Below are 17,899 nucleotides of genomic sequence, written 5' to 3' on the forward strand. Positions count from 1 at the left end.
GATTTCCCCAGATGACCAATATCATTTTTTGTGGTGGTGCAGGCGGTTAACTTTGGGAAAAGTGAGGATATGCGAACTGTACTGATACCTACCGATTTTTCAAGAAATGCATTGCACGCCTTGGAATATGCCCAAGAACTCTTTAAATGCAACCGGGCCTGTTTTTTTCTGCTTCATGCCTTTGCTGATGAGGTATATGGTCAATATAAGACCACACCCACAGATCAAATTGAAAGCTTGGCAGATCAAAAGCGTAAGGAAGTCAAAAAGAGGTTGGACGAATTGGTTCAGCGTGTCGAGGGGCACCCACCAAATCCGCTCCATACCTTTGAGACCATTCCCGTTTTTGACAATTTGGTGGACGGTGTCAATGATTTTGTGAAGGATAAAAACTTGGATTTGGTGATTATGGGTACCAAAGGGGAAACAAGCGACCATAAAACAACCTTTGGAAGCTATACCATAGAGGTCTTTAAGTATGTACAGTGTCCTGTGCTCGCGGTACCCGAGGATTTTACCTATAAGCAACCCAAGAACATTTTGTTTCCCACCGACTATATGCTGCCTTACAAGCGTCGCGAACTGAAACTTTTGGGCGACCTGGCCGGTGATTTCAAGGCAACCGTGCATTGCCTCTACATCACGGATTTTGACGTTCTCAGTCCACGGCAGGAGGATAACAAGCAATTTTTGAAGGACGCACTGCGGAGGGCCTATCTGTCCTTTGAGACCACAGCGGTAAAGAACAGGGCAGAGGTGATAATGGAGTACATCAAGGAAAAAGAAGTGAGCCTTTTGGTGATGGTGAATTCAAGGCACTCTTTTTTTGAGGATATGCTCTATCGGTCCACTGTGGATTTACTTGGCCTTAAGGTAAAGATTCCCTTTTTGGTCATGCAGAACCTGCACCGATGATTTTTAACTAGCAAGTTATGAAACAGATATTGTTGCCCACAGATTTTTCCGAAAACTCATGGAATGCCATTTTGACCGCGATTAAGCTGTATGCATGGATGGAATGCAAGTTTTATCTACTCCACGCCTATGAGCCAAGTACCCAGAATATTGCTGGGTTTAAAAGCAGTGCTAGGGCAGGAGCTGTTTATCAATCGTTGCCCGAGGCCTCAAAAAACCAATTGGCGGAAGTAAAGAAGTATTTGGATGAGCACCATTTCAATCCCAAACATACCTTTGAAACCATTTCGGTATCCGGGGATTTGATCAAGGCAATCCATCAATGTATTTCGAGGTATGATGTGGATGTCCTTGTGATGGGAACCAAAGGCTCAACAGCGGCCAAACAGATCTTTATGGGAAGTTGGACCGTGAAGGTGCTTAAAAACATCAAAAACTGCACCCTTATTGCTGTGCCCAGTTCATTTGATTTCCAAAAACTGAACTTGGTGGTATTTCCAACCGAATATACCCACTATGTCCCCAAAAATGTATTGCGCCCTCTATTGGAACTGATTGATGCCTGGAAGTCGGAGGTTATGATTTTTCATGTGGCCCAAGAGTTTATGTTATCCGAAACGCAGCAGTCCAATAAGGAGATATTGAAAAAAAGATTCAAGAAACATCCCACCAGTGTCCATCAGGTAACCATTGAAACAACCGTGGCGGAAGCCATCCGGAGTTTTTCCGAGGAACAGACGGCTGATATGATAGCACTTACCGCCCATTCCCATGATTTCTTTGAAAAGCTTACCCAGGAACCTGTGGTAAAAAAAGTGACCTTCAGGACCAAGGTTCCCCTAATGGTACTTCCAGATTTTGGATAGCGACTTAAATACAAGGAGATGAAACGAATACTGCTGCCCACCGATTTTTCCAGGAACTCATGGAATGCAATACGATATGCACAGTCCTTGTTTCGCGGACATGCATGTGAATTTTTCCTCCTAAATGCATTTCAGGTGGGTTCATCCGGGTTGGTGACCACAATGGGGAGGACCCATGAAACACGACTTTACAGGTCGTTGAAGAAGGAATCGGAACGGGGACTTGCCAATATACTTGCACTGATGTCAAAATCGGATGAAAATCAGGATCATAGAATCAAGACCTACTCCATGGCCGCCCATTTGGTTCAAGCGGTGGCAACAGTGGTGAAAAGCAAGGATATCGATTTGATCATCATGGGGACCAAGGGGGCCAGCGGCCTCAAAGAGGTGTTTTTGGGAAGCAATGCCCATAAAATAATTAAGGAAATTCATGCGTGTCCCATTATTTTGGTCCCCGATGAATTTGAGTTATACGGAAGTTTTGAGGCCATGGTACTGGCCACAGGGTACGAGCACTTGTTCCATGCCCAAGAATTGAAGCCCATTATCGAGATTAGTAATAATTTTGGCGCGAAAGTTCTGGTCACCCATGCAGGTGAAGCGTCTGCACTTACATCGCATCAGGAAGGCGTTAGAAAACATTTGGCACAGCAGTTGAATACAGTTAAGCACGAGTTTGTGTTCTTAAAGAAAGAAAGTTCGGTCAACGAGACCATTCAAAAAATGATTGGAGAAAGAGGCAATATCCACATGGTCGCCATGGTCAACTATTGGCATAGTTTTTTTGAAAAGCTAACCCAAGAACCTGTGATCAAAAAAGTCGCCTTCAATACTACGGTGCCATTTCTTGTGGTCCACCTATTCGAATAAGGTGTTTCAGCTAGTGTTGAAAAGATTCGAGCACTTCAATCAAGGCCGATTTTTGGAGCACCCCTGACTGTCGCCACAACTGTTGCCCGTTTCGGAACAACATTAGCGTGGGTACGCCCCGCACCTGGTACTCTTGGGCCAAAACCGGATTTTTGTCCACATCGATTTTTATGATCTTTACTGTATCTCCCATGGCAGTTTTCACCTCTTTCAAAATGGGGGCCAACATTTTGCATGGCCCACACCAATCGGCATAAAAATCGACCAGAACCAATTGATCGGCCTGTACCAAAGTTGAAAAATTTCCTTTCATCGATAGAAGAATAGTATCGCAATGTATAAGATCTATTTTTTCTGCCAATTGATGTATGTCATAGTTTAAGATGTTCATATCATCTAGTTTTAAGATGTTGGATTCCGAAAACCCAATTGCCATGAAACGGATTCTTTTGCCTACGGATTTTTCGCCAAATGCTTTGCATGCCATCCACTATGCCATGAAGCTGATGAGGGATTCCACATGTGTGTTTTATTTGATGCATGCATATACCCCAGATCTATACCGGGTGGATTATGCCCTGGGCAGTCCGGGCATATTGGGACTCCCTGACGATTATCAACAGAAGGCTGAAAAGGCACTTGAAAAACTCCGGGAGCAGATTTTGGCGAACTTTCATGAACCTCGCCACAGTTTTGTATCCCATGCCGCTTTGAACACGTTGAAAGCCGAGACAAAGCGCATGGTGAAAAATGAGAATATAGATTTGGTCATTATGGGTACACAGGGAGTGACCGGGGCGAAGGATATTTTATTTGGTTCCAATACGGTGCAGTTGTTTAGGGAATCCGATGTGCCGGTGTTGGCTGTTCCAGAGACTTACACGTTTGATAAACTTGATCAGATTCTCTTTCCGACAGACTACGATATCGATTTTGACGGACCAACCCTGGATGTCCTATTGGAATTGACGGACCTCTGGGGTGCCAACCTTAACATAATACATGTTACCCCACCCAATGGGTTGACCCAAAAGCAGAAAAAAAATCAGCAGGCATTGGAAAAAAGGCTTCGGAAATTCAACTATGAATTGCACGACCTTCCAGACCAACCACTGGTGGATGCCATTAATGCCTATGGTCAGACCTGGTCCATTGACCTTTTGGCCATGGTGGAAAATCAGCATTCATTTTTTGAAGGCTTGGTCCGGGAGCCCGTTCTCAAGACACTTGGATTATACACCGCTGTTCCCTTTTTGGTAATGCCTAAAACACTAAAGAATTAATCATGATGCACGTTGTTCTACCCACAGATTTTTCCAACAATTCATATAACGCCCTGTTTTATGCGGCGCATTTGTTCAAACGACAAAAATGTACTTTCCATGTTGTCCATTGCTGTAATGGGGAAGACAATGCGGCCTACAATCAATCCATGGAGGGCTTGCGGGCCATAGTGCACCGACTTGTTTTGGATACGGGAAAGAATACCTTCCATGAAATTAAGACAGTGGCGCTAAAATCAGAGCTGGTCAAGGGGATTGCCGAATATTTGTCCCAAATCCAACCGGATATCATGGTCATAGGAAACAAAGGCAAGGATGAGGTCAAGGACGTCTTATTTGGGAACAACGCCATGCAGTTGGTAAGGGAAGTGACCCAATGTCCGATTCTTGTGGTGCCTTTGGAAATTGATTTTAAAAAAGTAAAGAAGATGGCATTCATTTCCAATTACAGTCAACCCATTTCTGCGGCAAACGTTAAGGCCCTTCGGGAGATGGTTGCGTTGACCAATGCCCAATTGGTGCCCATGACCATTGAAGATGGAACTGAAAACAAGGCCATTTTAGATCGGAAGGAGGCTTTTTTGGAGCAATTCTCATTGAGTGTTTCCAACGAGGTTATACTACCCGTATTTGAGGACAAGGCAGGGACCATTATTGAATTTGTGAACCATTGGAGCATCGATATGCTATGTATGATCTATTACCCCCATCATTTCTTTCTTGAGTTTATCGGGAAGGGAATCATAAAGGAGCTGAATGAAAAATTGACCGTGCCTTTTTTGATTTTGCCTCAAGGCTTAAATTGATTACAGCACATTGCCCATTATATAATTTCAAACAAAACCACAATGGACAAGCGAATATTGTTACCCACCGATTATTCAAAAAATGCGCTGAACGCCATCCGATATGCCCAACAACTATATGCCAAGGTTCAGTGTGATTTTTATGTGTTGAACGCGTTTCAGGCCTCTGGCTATAGCCTCGAAAGTATGATGGTGCCTGAGCCAGGGGAACGCTTTTACGAGATGGCAAGAAAGGAGTCCGAGGAGGGAATGCACCGTCTCATGGAAATGTTGAAAATCCATCCTGAAAACCCCAATCACCGATTCCATACCATTTGCACCTTTAATAGTTTAGTTGAAGCAATAAAGCATGTAATCAACAAAAAGGACATTGATGTGGTAATCATGGGCACGAAGGGCATCACTGCATCCAAAGCACGCATTTTCGGCACCAATACCGTTACGGTGATGGAAAGGATAAAGGATTGTCCGGTCATAGCCGTGCCTAGCACCTATGTTTTTGAAGTGCCACGGAAAATAGTTTTTCCAACAGATTATAAGACGGATTTCAAAAGGAAGGAGATGCGATATTTGATTGAGATTGCTCAATTGCACGACTCAAAGATCAATGTGGTGCATGTGGACAGGAACAAGGACGGAAAACTGGACCATAAGGAAATGACAAACAAAAAATTGTTACAGGACATTTTGGACGGAACGGATTATGAAATGCATCTATTGCCAGCGGTTAAGGTCAGTGATGGGATAAATCTTTTTGTGGAGACCAAGGGAGCGGATATGATTGTGTTCATGAACCGTAGGCACCTTTTTTTTGGAAGTATACTCTCCAACCCATTGGTCAAGGAAATCGGCTACGACCCCAAAGTGCCCATTTTGGAACTAAATGAAAACTGAAAACAGCGGATTATGAAGCAGATAGGAATTTGGCTGGACAAGCGAGAAGCCATTGGCATTGTATTGGAGAACAATAGGGAGAAAGAGTTTTCGATTCTTTCTGAACTTGATTTTTACAATCCAAAAGGAGGTTCACGGTCCAAAACCAGATGGGGCCCACAGGACGTGGTCCAGGACAGCAAATATCTGGAAACCGAAAAGCACCAACTGAAGCGGTATTTTAGCAATATTGTAGATACCATCGGCGATGTGGATGAATTGGCCATTTTTGGTCCCGCAGAAGCTCCCGACAAGTTTCTGAAAGCCCTGCAAGAAGACCACCCCATGTTGGCAACCAGGGTGAAAGCAAAGGAAAAAACGGACAGTATGACCAAAAATCAGTTTAGGGCATTGGTCAAGGAATTTTTCAAGTTTGGGGAGCAATACCTCTAAATCCCATCAAAGCAAGGGACTCATCAATTTTGCCATGCCCTCAACAAGCTTTTGGCTCCATGGCCTATCGCTGTAAGCTTCATGGTCATCGAGTAAGGTGGATTTTTTGCAGTCTTCAAAAAAGTCGTTTTTCAATTGTTTGCAGAGATCAGCGTCGTAAAGCACGGCATTGGATTCGTAATTGTGCTGAAAACTGCGGTTATCCATATTGGCGGTGCCCACACTGGCAATTTTATCATCACATGCTATGGTCTTGCTGTGCAAAAAACCATCATTGTAGAGGTATATCTTGATACCCGCCCTGAGATATGATTCAAAATAGGCCCTGACACACCAATCCACCAATTTCATGTCCGTGGTGGACGACATGAGCAGCCGGACATCCACCCCACTTAAAGAGGCAGTTTGAAGACTCTGCATTATGGCATCGCTGGGAATAATGTATGGATTGGTAATATACAGGTACTCCTTGGCATTGTTGGCTATGGAAAAATAAACTTGTTCCATAACGGGAAAATCATCATCCGGACCGCTTGAAGCGATTTGCATGGAGGTTCCTTTTTCGCCCACTCCTTCCAATTTGAACTGGGAAAGGTCCATATCCTCCTCAGTGGCCAAGTACCAGTCGGTTAAAAACACCTGATTCAGATAATGGGTGGCTTCCCCTTTTATTTCTAAATGGGTGTCATGCCATTTTCCGGGGTAGGGGTCCTCTTTCAGATACTTGTCGGTCACATTGATGCCTCCTGTAAAGCCTACCCTATTGTCCACCACTATGATTTTTCTATGGTTTCTATAATTCAACGAGGACAAGAACCTACCGAACCTGAACGGGAGAAACTGCTCTGTTTTGACCCCGATCTTTTTTAGGCGTGTTAAGTACTTTTTACTCAGGGAATAGCTCCCAATGCCATCATACAACAGCCGGATAGTCACATTTTCAGCAACTTTCCTTTCAAAAATCTCCATCAATCTTTCCGACAGCACCCCTTCCTCAAAAATATAGTATTGAAGATGGATGTGGTGCTTGGCATTTTCCAGCGCTTCAAAGATGTGCTCGAAGGTTTTTTTTCCGTCTTGCAACAAAGTGACCTGGTTCCGCTCTGTTACTGGACATTGGGAAGTTGCCCGAATCAGTTGGGCAATTTTTTTGTATTCCTGTAAATTGAACTTTTCGTGGTTATCACCAATGGGCTCTAGCTTTTTAAAAAAATCACTTTTCAGGGAAAACAACTTGTTCTTCCTTCTATTTCTTCCGAGCATCAGGTACAGCAGAAAACCGCCTACGGGTATGGTGAAAATGGCCAGCAGCCAAGCTAGGGTCTTGCTGGGCCTTACCCCGTTTATGAGCAAGCTTACCACTACGCTGAGGGCGATAATCACATAAAGTACTACAAGCGAGATGATCAGCATAATGGCAGGAACAGGCGATATATACAAATATAGGCCTCCTACTGCATTGATTCATGAACAAATCACATAGAATGCTATTTAACCACAGGCGATGTCCGTGTTCTCTGGAACCCTAGAATCAACAGCCATCCGGTGAAGAAGATCATAAAAATCCCATTTTGTGCAAAGAGCAGGAACGAAACTTTTAATGCTGCCAATTGCAAAACCCCTCCCACAAAAACCAGGGCAGAGGCCAAAAGACCCCAAATGGATAGCCATTTTGGCACGTATTGCATACAAAACAGGAAATAGAACAGCAGGGAACCAGCAATGCTGTACAGAACAAGCATTAAAAAATGCGTCCAATAATAACCCTCATATAGCATTCTTCCCATGGCCATGTAACCTTCCAATGTTGAAATGGTTGTTTCCGGGGAAACATCCCTACTAAGGAAGATCAGCATGATGTGCAGGATATTGCTCACAACGATTATTACAAAGTTGATGATGGCAAGCCCCAAATACCCCAGCGCCAAGCGGGAGCTATATTTTTTAATGAAGGGTAACAGAAACAGGGCCACGAAGAACATGACTCCGCTGCCAACAATGTCCAAACCAATCGCCCATTGCATTTCAGTTGCTTTTTCAGCAATTGGGGACAAGAAATCGTCCGCATTGATATTTATTCCAGAGAGCCCTCTAAATACAGTACCTGTCACTCCCAATACGATGCTCGTCAAAAAAAGAGTTCCGAGTACCCTACCTGTTCTTTTTGTTGGTTCCATTTGTCGGTCAAAAGTTATGGTTATGTCTTGTTAGAAGAACAAATGGACCAGTTGTTACACCCAAATCCCAAAAAGTGGGATTTAAGCAATGATAAGCCTTTGGCTTAAATGAGGGGTTAGGATGGTGGTGGGCTAAAAAATCAATTGGCTATGTTCTTGTAGTTGCCCAATGCTTGCTTGAAGAAATGCAGTGCCACTTCCTCATTTGCCTCTGATGCGGGCAGTACCGCACCCTTAAAACCATTATTCACCCATTTTCCATGGCTTAGTGGTTTGTAGGCCCAAGTGTTAAGTGTGGTATCCCCGCGGTAACCGCTAATGTAGAAGTAAAAGTCATCCACCAAACTGTCTGGAATGGCCATCCCAAAACCAACGGATTTTCCAGAACCATCGTGAAGGTGTGCAAAAGCACCCATATCAAAATGGTGTGGCCATACCCGTATTTCGGAAGTAAGCGCTGCATCGTCCAAAAAGGAAGCAAGAACCCGTTTTGCCATGGTTCCCAAACGAATCAATTCCTGGACTTCCCCTGAGCTTGAAAGTTGAAACCTTTCATCTACCTCCATGGTATAGGGCAGCTCATAATGAAGATTGTAGGTGTATGGCTTGGAAAAACCAGAAGTTTGCGCCATTTTGGTGAGCCAGAAAGTTACCTCCTTATGGGTCTTTCCCTTTAGGGAAAGCGATTTGGGGTCATCGGATTTCCAGTCCAAGGAAAAGGTTTCATAATTCAATGCCAACCGCAGGTCAGATCCATCCAGTGGGCGGCTCAACAGGCTCTTTTCATGTATGGAGAACTCCAAATTGGTATGGCTGTCATCGGCACGATGTGGTGAAAAACTTTTTGCCACAGTTGCTAGATATTGTGCAGCTAAATGAAATTGACGGAGCATTTGCATGGTGAACAGTTGTATGCACCATAAAATACAAAAAATTACGCGCTTAGGAATTCTTCTCCATCAAATGGAGTTTATTCTTTATGGCTTTGATGATGATAGGGGCGTGGACCCTGGAATTCTCAATGAACCATTTGTGTGTTTCCATACCACCACAGATTACCCCCGCCAAGAACAGTCCAGGCACATTGGTTTCCATGGTGTCTGGGTCATAGGAAGGCAACTTTTTCCCATCATCGGAAAGATGGATGCCCAGTTTTTTCAAAAAAACAAAATCGGGGCGGTATCCCGTCAAGGCCAGCACAAAATCATTTTCCAATACAATTTCGCCTTGTTGGGTGTCAACAACGAGTTCGGTTTTCCTTATTTCCTTTACCGTGGAATCAAAATAGGCCTTTATACTTCCTTCCTCGATTCGGTTGATGATATCTGGGCGCACCCAATATTTCACACGCTGGCCCACCTCGGGTCCACGGATGATCAAGGTTACCTCTGCACCCTTGCGCCAGCACTCCAAAGCAGCATCAATGGCAGAATTGCTCGCCCCTATCACGGCCAATTTTTGACTTGCATAAAAATGCGGATCCTTATAGTAATGGGATACCTTTGGCAAGTCTTCACCGGGAACATTGATTTTGTTCGGAAGGTCATAAAACCCAGTGGCCACAATAAGGTTTTTAGCCGAATACCGTGATTTGTCCGTCGTCACTTGGAACAAATCCCCATCTTTAAGGACTTGCTGAACCTTTTCAAAAAGATGGATATGGAGCTGGTTGGAGGTCACAATACGGCGATAATATTCCAGGGCTTCATTGCGCTTGGGCTTGGCCTCTTTGCTTATGAATGGGATATTGTCTATTTCCAACTTCTCCGAAGAGGAAAAAAAATGCATGTTGATGGGGTAGTTGAAAAGGGAATTTACAATGGGACCCTTTTCAATGATCAGATAGGACAGTCCTTGTTTTTTGGCCTCTAGGCCACAGGCAATGCCAATGGGTCCTCCTCCTATGATCACCACATCAAGCGCTTGCATTAGGCAACTTGTTCTTTTAGGTTTTTGATGGTTCCCTTTGGGTTTTCACTTTTGAAAACAAAGCTTCCCGCCACTAGGATATCGGCTCCGGCACCTACCAATCTTTTTGCATTGGCCGCATTGACACCACCATCTATTTCAATAAGTGCGTCCGATTTTTTTTGAATGATCAAGTTTTTTAAATCTTCCACTTTCCGGTAGGTGTTTTCGATGAAGGCCTGCCCTCCAAATCCGGGGTTGACGCTCATCACCACAACGATGTCGATGTCCTGGATGGTATCCTCCAATAATTTTATGGAGGTATGCGGGTTCAGGGCCACACCTGCCTTCATCCCTTCGGCTCTTATGGCTTGCAAAGTGCGATGTAGGTGGGTGCATGCTTCATAATGTACGGAAAGACTATAAACACCCAAATCGGCAAAAGTTTTTATGTAACGGTCGGGATCAACAATCATCAGGTGTGTATCCAAAGGTTTTTTGGCATGTTGCGCCATGGCCGCTATCACTGGCATCCCAAAGGAGATGTTTGGGACAAAAACACCGTCCATAACATCGAGGTGGAACCAGTCCGCCTCACTTTGGTTGACCATTTCAATTTCATGCTGAAGGTTGGCAAAGTCGGATGCCAACATGGAGGGAGCGATTTTTGTCTTCGTCATGATGCAAAGTTAGCCAATTAGCGGTAGCCATAAATGAAAAAACTCCGGTAATCAGCCGGAGTTTATTCATCAATCAAAAAACGAACAGTCATGATAAACTGTTGTAGGTAACTAAATTACAACTTTCCTGCCAAAAAAACAATTTAAGAGGAATTTAACTGTAATTTGATGGAATATGTCCAAAGGATTATCCCAGATAGGTCTTTAAAATCTTACTTCTGGAGGTATGTTTCAACCTTCTAATGGCTTTTTCCTTGATTTGACGCACGCGTTCACGGGTCAAGTCGAAGGTTTCCCCAATCTCCTCCAAAGTCATGGAATGCTGTCCGGCCAAACCAAAGTATAGTCGGATAACATCCGCTTCCCTGGGTGTCAAGGTTTCCAGTGCGCGCTCAATCTCGGTACGCAACGATTCGTGCAACAATTCTTTATCCGGATTTGGGGATTCCCCGCTTCGCAATACATCATATAGGTTGGAATCCTCACCGTCGATAAGTGGTGCATCCATGGATACATGGCGACCCGAATTTTTGAGTGATTGCTTTACGTCCTCAACGGTCATGTCCAATTCCTTGGCAATTTCCTCTGCAGAGGGAACACGCTCGTGGGCTTGCTCCAAAAAGGCAAAAGTCTTATTGATCTTATTGATGGAGCCAATCTTGTTCAATGGCAAACGTACAATACGGGACTGTTCGGCCAAAGCCTGAAGAATGGATTGGCGAATCCACCAAACAGCATAGGAAATGAACTTAAAACCACGGGTTTCATCAAAACGCTGTGCCGCTTTTATCAGTCCCAAATTTCCTTCATTGATCAAATCAGGAAGGGTCAATCCCTGGTTTTGGTACTGTTTTGCAACGGAAACCACGAACCTAAGGTTGGCTTTGGTTAATTTTTCAAGTGCTACCTGGTCGCCCGCCTTTATACGCTGTGCCAGTTCCACTTCCTCATCGGCGGTGATCAAATCAACTTTACCGATTTCCTGCAAGTACTTGTCCAGCGATGCGGTTTCCCTATTGGTAACCTGTTTTGTAATCTTTAACTGTCTCATCTAATTTTCCCTTCAAATTAAGTTTTTGAGCTTGGGCTCATTAGGTTATACGTAGAAAAAAACAAAAAGTTACAATATGGTCGGGTTTATTTCATAAAAAAGCCCCGGGAACACTTCCCAGGGCTTTAATAACCCACAAAATGGGTGTTTAGTCCCTTCTTGGATTTCTATCGCGGTTTCCGCCTCTGCGATCACCGCCTCTCCGGTCGTTTCCACGACGATCACCATCCCGGTCATTTCTTGGAGGCCTTTCTTTATAGCCTTCCGGTTTTGGCAAAAGGGCCTTTCTGGACACCTTTTCCTTTTTGGTTCTAGGATCGAGGCCGAAATATTTCACATCAAATACATCTCCCATGTTCACAACATCGGAAACATTCTCTGTGCGTTCCCATGCCAATTCTGAAACATGTAGCAGGACTTCATTGCCAGGGGCTTCGGTATATTCCACCACGGCTCCAAAGTCCAACATTTTGATGACCCTGACCTCATAAACGCTACCTACCTCTGGTTGGAACATCAAGGAGTCAATTTTGGCAAGTACTGCATCAATGCCATTTTGGTCGGTACCCAAGATTTCCACAATACCTTCTTCGGTATCGGGGTCTTCATTGATGACAATAGTGGTCTTGGTCCTCTTTTGGAGCTCCTGGATAACTTCACCGCCTTTTCCGATCAAAGCACCGATAAATTCTCCTGGAATGATTCTAGTGACAATTTTTGGAGCATAGGATTTAACCTCTGGTCTTGGCTCGGCAATGGTTTCGGTCAATTTGCCCAAAATGTGCAATCTTCCGTCCTTGGCCTGCTTCAATGCATTCACCAATATTTCATAGGAAAGTCCCTTTACTTTGATGTCCATTTGGCAAGCCGTGATACCTTCTGCAGTACCGGTTACCTTAAAGTCCATATCGCCCAAATGGTCCTCATCACCCAAAATATCGGAAAGTACGGCGTATTTGCCGGTTTCGGTATCGGTGATCAATCCCATGGCAATCCCTGAAACGGGCTTCTTAAGTTGAACACCTGCATCCATTAGGGCCATGGTGCCCGAACATACGGTGGCCATGGAAGAGGAACCGTTGGATTCCAACACCTCGGAAACCACACGAACCGTATACGGACAATCTGCTGGGATCATGCCTTTAAGGGCACGTTGCGCCAAGTTTCCGTGGCCCACTTCCCTACGGGAAGTTCCTCGTATTGGCCGTGCCTCTCCTGTTGAAAAAGGAGGGAAGTTGTAGTGTAGGTAGAAGGTTTCCTCACCCTCATAGGAAGGCATATCTATTTGATTGGCTTCCCTTGAAGTACCCAATGTAACAGTGGCCAACGCCTGGGTTTCCCCTCGCGTAAAGATGGCAGAACCGTGTACGGAGGGCAAATAATCCACTTCGCACCAGATGGGTCTGATATCTGTGGTTTTACGTCCGTCCAAACGTAGACCTTCCTCCAAAGTAAGGTTACGGACGGCCTCTTTTTCCGCTTTGTAGTAGTATTTTGAAACCAATCCTCCGATTTCTTCCAACTCTTCCTCGCTAAAGGTTGCCTTTATTTCTTCCTTGATGGCGTCAAAAGCGGCACTTCGTTCATGCTTTGCAGAACCTGCCTTGGCCACGGCATAGACTTTGTCGTATGCCATTTCATGGATTTTTTTCTGTAGGTCCTCGTCTTCGACCTCTGGTTCGTACTCGCGGGTTTCCTTTTTGCCGAAGGCTTCTGCCAATTTCACCTGGGCAGCACACTGTACTTTAATAGCCTCGTGTGCAAACTTGATGGCCTCCACCATTTCTTCTTCTGATATTTCGGACATTTCTCCCTCGACCATCATCACAGAATCAGCTGAAGCACCAATGACCATATCTATGTCGGATTCTCCCAACTGTGCCCTTGTTGGGTTTATGACGAATTCACCATCGACACGGCCTACGCGGACTTCGGAAATGGGACATTCAAAAGGAAAATCTGAAAGCTGGATAGCTGCCGAAGCGGCCAATCCGGCCATGGCATCGGGCATTACCTCCTCGTCGTGTGACATGAGTTGGATCATTACCTGGGTCTCAGAGTGATAATCCTTGGGGAACAATGGGCGCAAGACCCTGTCCACCAAACGCATCGTCAACACTTCACCATCGCTGGGTCTTGCTTCTCGTTTGAAGAATCCACCAGGATAACGCCCGGCGGCGGCAAATTTTTCCCGATAGTCTACCGTGAGGGGTAAAAAATCGACATCGCTTTGTTTGTAGTTTGAGACAACGGTGCACAATAGCATGCACTTGCCAGATTGGACTACCACAGAACCATGGGCCTGTTTGGCCAATTTTCCGGTTTCGATAGAAATTTCCCTACCGTCGCCAAGGTCAATGACCTCTCTAAAAGTTTTTGGAATCATAAAATTAATCTTACCCGATATGCACGGGTCGTTAAACATTTGGTCTACCGCCATCCGGACGGTCGGGTTGTGTTGTTGTGTTTGCCTTGCGGCATGGACCAATGAAAAACTATTTGAAGCTTTTTGTGTTTGCCCGACTTTTTAATCGGGGCTTTTGTGTTGGAACTTCCCCAACCAAAACAAAAGGGAAGCCGAAGCCTCCCTCTCATTTTTATTTTCTAATACCTAATTCCTTGATCAGTTCACGGTATTTTACAATGTCTTTTTTCTTTAGGTAATCCAAAAGACTACGTCTTTTACCTACCAATTTCACCAAAGAACGCTCGGTGTTGTAATCCTTGTGGTTGTTCTTGAGGTGTTGGGTCAAATGGTTGATACGGTGGGTGAACAAAGCAATTTGCCCTTCCGTGGAACCTGTGTTGGTTTCCGAACCGCCATGTTTCTTAAAAATGTCGGCCTTTACTTCTTTGGTTAAATACATTCCAATATTTATTTAAATGATTTTTATGTATTGATTGTCCTTCAATCAGCGTGCAAAGATAATTCTTTTTTTATAATGGAAAATTTTGAACGACAAATTAAACCTTTTCAATTTCAAATGGTCCAAGAGGCAAACCTTTTAAAACAAATATTATGAAAAAGCGTCTCAAACAATTGAACTTAAACACTGAACTACTTGTGGCAATGGTATTGATGGTATTGGCATCCTGCAGCAAGGACGAAACAGCTTCGGAAACACTATCCGGCAGCGAGGTAATTTCGGCAACGGAGCTGAAATTTAGTGATGAAACCGAAATGATCTCTGAAGAAGTAACGGCAATCGCAGAAGATGTATATGCCACCGAGGAAATAGCACTAACCTCCAAAAATGATTATACGACCGATTTTCTTCGGGATTGTGTGACCATCACAACTGTGGTAACCGATACCACACGCGAAAAAACCATCGACTTTGGTGAGGGCTGCGAGCTCCCCACGGGTAATATGTTGAGTGGAATCATCTACTTAAGCTATGCTTTGGATATGGAAGCTGCTTCGGCCAATATTACCCTTTCCTTGGAAAATTTCACGTTTAATGGAGTGGCCATCGAAGGTGGTGCGGACATACTGCGCGTTCGTTCCAACGAAAATGGAAACCCGCAAGGCACTTCGAATGCAGCATTTACCGCCACATGGCCCGATGGTGAAACTGCATCATTCACTGGAACGCGCACCCGGGAATGGATAGAGGGCTTTGGTTCTGGATTTTGGGGTGACAATGTGTATTTGATCACCGGGAAAAGAACCTATACAGGGAGACTTGGCAATGTATACGAAAAAGAAGTGGTTACGCCATTGCGAAGGGAACTGGCCTGTCGGTTTATAGTAAGTGGCGTATTGGATATCTCCAGGAATGGCTCTACCGCCAGCTTGGATTTTGGGGATGGTTCCTGCGATGCCAAAGGTGTGCTTACTTACCCTGATGGAACCGAACAGGAAATTTTCTTGCGACGGTTTAGGAATTGAATCTGCTGATGGGCACATCGAACGCCCACCGGTGCCATGAACATTCGAAAAATATTCATTGTTATATCGCTCTCGACTCCGCGTAAGCTGACACAGTAAGTAAAAAGGCCCCAAAAATTGGGGCCTTTTTTATTTTCTCAAGGGTTGATTGGTAATCAAATCAATGTAGAGGTTGATTTTCTTTTTCAATTCCTTTCTGTGTGCAATGAAATCAAGAAAGCCATGTTCCAAAAGAAATTCTGAGGTTTGGAATCCTTCGGGGAGATCTTTTCCCACGGTGTCCTTGACCACTCTGGGCCCCGCGAAACCTATCAAGGCCCCGGGCTCTCCGATATTGATGTCCCCCAACATGGCATAGGAAGCCGTTGTCCCTCCTGTGGTGGGATCGGTGCACAATGATATATAAGGTATTTTGGCTTCGGCCAATTGGGCCAGTTTGGCTGAGGTTTTTGCCAATTGCATCAACGAAAATGCAGCCTCCATCATACGGGCACCTCCGGATTTCGAAATCATCACGAAAGGAATTTTCTTCTTTTTGGCCACATCGATGGCCCTGGCTATTTTTTCGCCCACAACACTTCCCATGGAGCCCCCGATGAAGCTAAAATCCATACAGGCAACCACCAATTCCTTGCCCATGGATTCACCCACAGCAGTCCTAACGGCATCTTTTAGGCCGGTTTTTTGTTGGGCCGCTTTCAAGCGATCCGAATACGGTTTGGTATCCACAAATTTCAAGGGATCTTTGGCGGATAACTTTTCGTCCAATTCCTTGAACTGGTTGTTGTCAAACAGTATTTCAAAGTATTCCTTGCTGCCGATCCTTACATGGTAGTCATCTTCAGGACTGACATAAAAGTTTTTGGCCAAATCTTCGGACTCCACGATCTTGCCAGTGGGGGTCTTGTACCATAGCCCCTTTGGTGTGTCCTTTTTTTCCTCAGTAGAGGTCTGTATTCCTTTTTCCTTTCTTTTAAACCAAGACGACATGCAATCAAAATTAAATTAGACCAAGGACTTATAGGGTATTGATATTGTTGAGGTCCTCAAAGGCTTTTTTCAACCGATCAACAAAGGTTTTTTCACCTTCGCGAAGCCAGACCCGTGGATCATAGTATTTTTTGTTGGGCTGATCATCACCATCAGGGTTTCCTATTTGCGATTGCAGATAGCCGGATTTGTTCTGAAGATAGTCCCTTACCCCGGTAAGAAAGGCATATTGAAGGTCGGTATCGATGTTCATTTTTATGACACCATAGCCAATGGCTTCCCTTATCTCCTCTACAGTAGATCCTGACCCACCGTGAAAAACAAAATCGATATGATTGTGCCCAACTCCGTATTTGTTGCTAATGAACTCTTGGGAGTTTTTCAAGATCTTGGGGGTCAATTTTACATTTCCGGGCTTGTATACACCGTGAACGTTTCCGAAAGCTGCCGCCACGGTAAACCTATGGCTCACTTTGGAAAGTTCTTCATAGGCGTAGGCCACTTCCTCGGGCTGGGTGTAGAGTTTGGAATCATCAACATCAGTGTTGTCCACACCATCTTCCTCACCTCCGGTAACACCGAGTTCAATTTCGAGGGTCATGCCCATTTTGTCCATGCGCTGCAAATAGTCCTTGCAGATCTGAATGTTTTCTTCCAAGGGCTCTTCGGACAGGTCGATCATATGCGAGCTGAAGAGGGATTTTCCCGTTTCCTTGAAGTGTTTTTCGCTGGCGTCCAACAAACCATCAATCCATGGCAACAGTTTTTTGGCACAGTGATCCGTATGCAAGATGACGGTTGCCCCATAGGCCTCCGCAAGTTGGTGTACATGTTTGGCCCCGGCAACAGCTCCCAAAATTGCCGCTTTTTGGTTTTCGTTGGATAGCCCTTTCCCAGCATTGAATTGGGCACCCCCATTGGAATATTGGACAATTACGGGTGAATTGATAGCGGCTGCAGTCTCCAATACGGCGTTCACGGTATTGGACCCGATAACATTGACCGCGGGCAATGCATAACCGTGTTCCTTTGCGTGCTTGAAAATGGCCTGGACTTCGTCACCGGTGGCAACACCTGGCTTTATGTTGTGGGACATATTTAGTTAGTTTCTGGTTAAATTAGTAAGCAAAAG

At 44.7% G+C, this 17,899-nt stretch carries 19 protein-coding genes; 8 read left to right on the plus strand and 11 right to left on the minus strand.

What is annotated here, in order from left to right; genetic code table 11:
• The first annotated feature begins 69 nt into the window (after window positions 1-69).
• From K7G75_RS06645 to K7G75_RS06655, 3 genes are read left to right on the plus strand one after another with little or no spacing between them, the layout of a single operon-like run.
• Window positions 70-915, plus strand: coding sequence for a universal stress protein (locus tag K7G75_RS06645; RefSeq protein ID WP_222983479.1), 846 nt, complete (start codon window positions 70-72; stop codon window positions 913-915).
• A gap of 17 nt (window positions 916-932) precedes the next feature.
• Window positions 933-1,781 (plus strand): universal stress protein, encoded by an 849-nt coding sequence (locus K7G75_RS06650; RefSeq protein ID WP_222983480.1) that lies wholly within the window; start codon window positions 933-935, stop codon window positions 1,779-1,781.
• 18 nt (window positions 1,782-1,799) lie between these two features.
• A complete protein-coding gene (locus K7G75_RS06655) occupies window positions 1,800-2,654 on the plus strand; it encodes a universal stress protein (protein ID WP_222983481.1) in 855 nt (284 codons plus the stop codon).
• A 10-nt stretch (window positions 2,655-2,664) separates the two neighbouring features.
• Here K7G75_RS06655 and trxA read toward each other — a convergent pair whose 3' ends face one another.
• Window positions 2,665-3,045, minus strand: a complete 381-nt coding sequence (trxA, locus tag K7G75_RS06660) for a thioredoxin (protein ID WP_417950331.1) — start codon at window positions 3,043-3,045, stop codon at window positions 2,665-2,667.
• A 43-nt stretch (window positions 3,046-3,088) separates the two neighbouring features.
• Between trxA and K7G75_RS06665 the strand changes: the two genes are divergently transcribed.
• From K7G75_RS06665 to K7G75_RS06680, 4 genes are read left to right on the plus strand one after another with little or no spacing between them, the layout of a single operon-like run.
• On the plus strand, window positions 3,089-3,937 hold the full coding sequence (locus tag K7G75_RS06665; protein ID WP_222983482.1) for a universal stress protein: 849 nt from the start codon (window positions 3,089-3,091) through the stop codon (window positions 3,935-3,937).
• 2 nt (window positions 3,938-3,939) lie between these two features.
• Window positions 3,940-4,743 (plus strand): universal stress protein, encoded by an 804-nt coding sequence (locus K7G75_RS06670; protein WP_222983483.1) that lies wholly within the window; start codon window positions 3,940-3,942, stop codon window positions 4,741-4,743.
• A gap of 42 nt (window positions 4,744-4,785) precedes the next feature.
• On the plus strand, window positions 4,786-5,637 hold the full coding sequence (locus tag K7G75_RS06675; RefSeq protein WP_222983484.1) for a universal stress protein: 852 nt from the start codon (window positions 4,786-4,788) through the stop codon (window positions 5,635-5,637).
• Between the two features lie 12 nt (window positions 5,638-5,649).
• On the plus strand, window positions 5,650-6,069 hold the full coding sequence (locus K7G75_RS06680) for a hypothetical protein (protein ID WP_222983485.1): 420 nt from the start codon (window positions 5,650-5,652) through the stop codon (window positions 6,067-6,069).
• A 6-nt stretch (window positions 6,070-6,075) separates the two neighbouring features.
• Here the strand turns inward: K7G75_RS06680 and cls are convergent, their stop codons facing one another.
• The 8 genes from cls to rpsO form a co-directional block, all read right to left on the minus strand.
• A complete protein-coding gene (gene cls / locus K7G75_RS06685) occupies window positions 6,076-7,482 on the minus strand; it encodes a cardiolipin synthase (protein ID WP_222983486.1) in 1,407 nt (468 codons plus the stop codon).
• 74 nt (window positions 7,483-7,556) lie between these two features.
• Window positions 7,557-8,246, minus strand: coding sequence for a DUF4386 domain-containing protein (locus tag K7G75_RS06690; protein WP_222983487.1), 690 nt, complete (start codon window positions 8,244-8,246; stop codon window positions 7,557-7,559).
• 140 nt (window positions 8,247-8,386) lie between these two features.
• The gene (locus K7G75_RS06695) at window positions 8,387-9,097 is read right to left on the minus strand and encodes a hypothetical protein (protein WP_222983488.1); all 711 of its coding nucleotides are present in this window, start codon (window positions 9,095-9,097) and stop codon (window positions 8,387-8,389) included.
• A gap of 91 nt (window positions 9,098-9,188) precedes the next feature.
• A complete protein-coding gene (locus K7G75_RS06700) occupies window positions 9,189-10,175 on the minus strand; it encodes a YpdA family putative bacillithiol disulfide reductase (RefSeq protein ID WP_222983489.1) in 987 nt (328 codons plus the stop codon).
• Complete coding sequence (gene rpe / locus K7G75_RS06705; protein WP_222983490.1) at window positions 10,175-10,834, minus strand: ribulose-phosphate 3-epimerase; 660 nt, start codon at window positions 10,832-10,834, stop codon at window positions 10,175-10,177. Before rpe ends, K7G75_RS06700 begins: the two co-directional genes overlap by 1 nt.
• A 187-nt stretch (window positions 10,835-11,021) precedes the next feature.
• The gene (locus K7G75_RS06710; RefSeq protein WP_036382919.1) at window positions 11,022-11,885 is read right to left on the minus strand and encodes a sigma-70 family RNA polymerase sigma factor; all 864 of its coding nucleotides are present in this window, start codon (window positions 11,883-11,885) and stop codon (window positions 11,022-11,024) included.
• Between the two features lie 148 nt (window positions 11,886-12,033).
• On the minus strand, window positions 12,034-14,271 hold the full coding sequence (locus K7G75_RS06715) for a polyribonucleotide nucleotidyltransferase (RefSeq protein WP_222983491.1): 2,238 nt from the start codon (window positions 14,269-14,271) through the stop codon (window positions 12,034-12,036).
• A gap of 211 nt (window positions 14,272-14,482) precedes the next feature.
• The gene (gene rpsO / locus K7G75_RS06720; protein WP_222983492.1) at window positions 14,483-14,752 is read right to left on the minus strand and encodes a 30S ribosomal protein S15; all 270 of its coding nucleotides are present in this window, start codon (window positions 14,750-14,752) and stop codon (window positions 14,483-14,485) included.
• Window positions 14,753-14,904: 152 nt separating this feature from the next.
• Here rpsO and K7G75_RS06725 point away from each other — a divergent pair, with 152 nt between their 5' ends.
• Complete coding sequence (locus tag K7G75_RS06725; RefSeq protein ID WP_222983493.1) at window positions 14,905-15,777, plus strand: hypothetical protein; 873 nt, start codon at window positions 14,905-14,907, stop codon at window positions 15,775-15,777.
• A 129-nt stretch (window positions 15,778-15,906) separates the two neighbouring features.
• Here the strand turns inward: K7G75_RS06725 and accD are convergent, their stop codons facing one another.
• A complete protein-coding gene (accD, locus tag K7G75_RS06730; RefSeq protein ID WP_222983494.1) occupies window positions 15,907-16,767 on the minus strand; it encodes an acetyl-CoA carboxylase, carboxyltransferase subunit beta in 861 nt (286 codons plus the stop codon).
• A gap of 28 nt (window positions 16,768-16,795) precedes the next feature.
• Window positions 16,796-17,863, minus strand: a complete 1,068-nt coding sequence (fbaA, locus tag K7G75_RS06735; protein ID WP_222983495.1) for a class II fructose-bisphosphate aldolase — start codon at window positions 17,861-17,863, stop codon at window positions 16,796-16,798.
• Window positions 17,864-17,899 lie beyond the last annotated feature (36 nt).

Origin of the sequence: Flagellimonas meishanensis (assembly GCF_019880545.1) — a bacterium.
GTDB lineage: Bacteria > Bacteroidota > Bacteroidia > Flavobacteriales > Flavobacteriaceae > Flagellimonas > Flagellimonas meishanensis.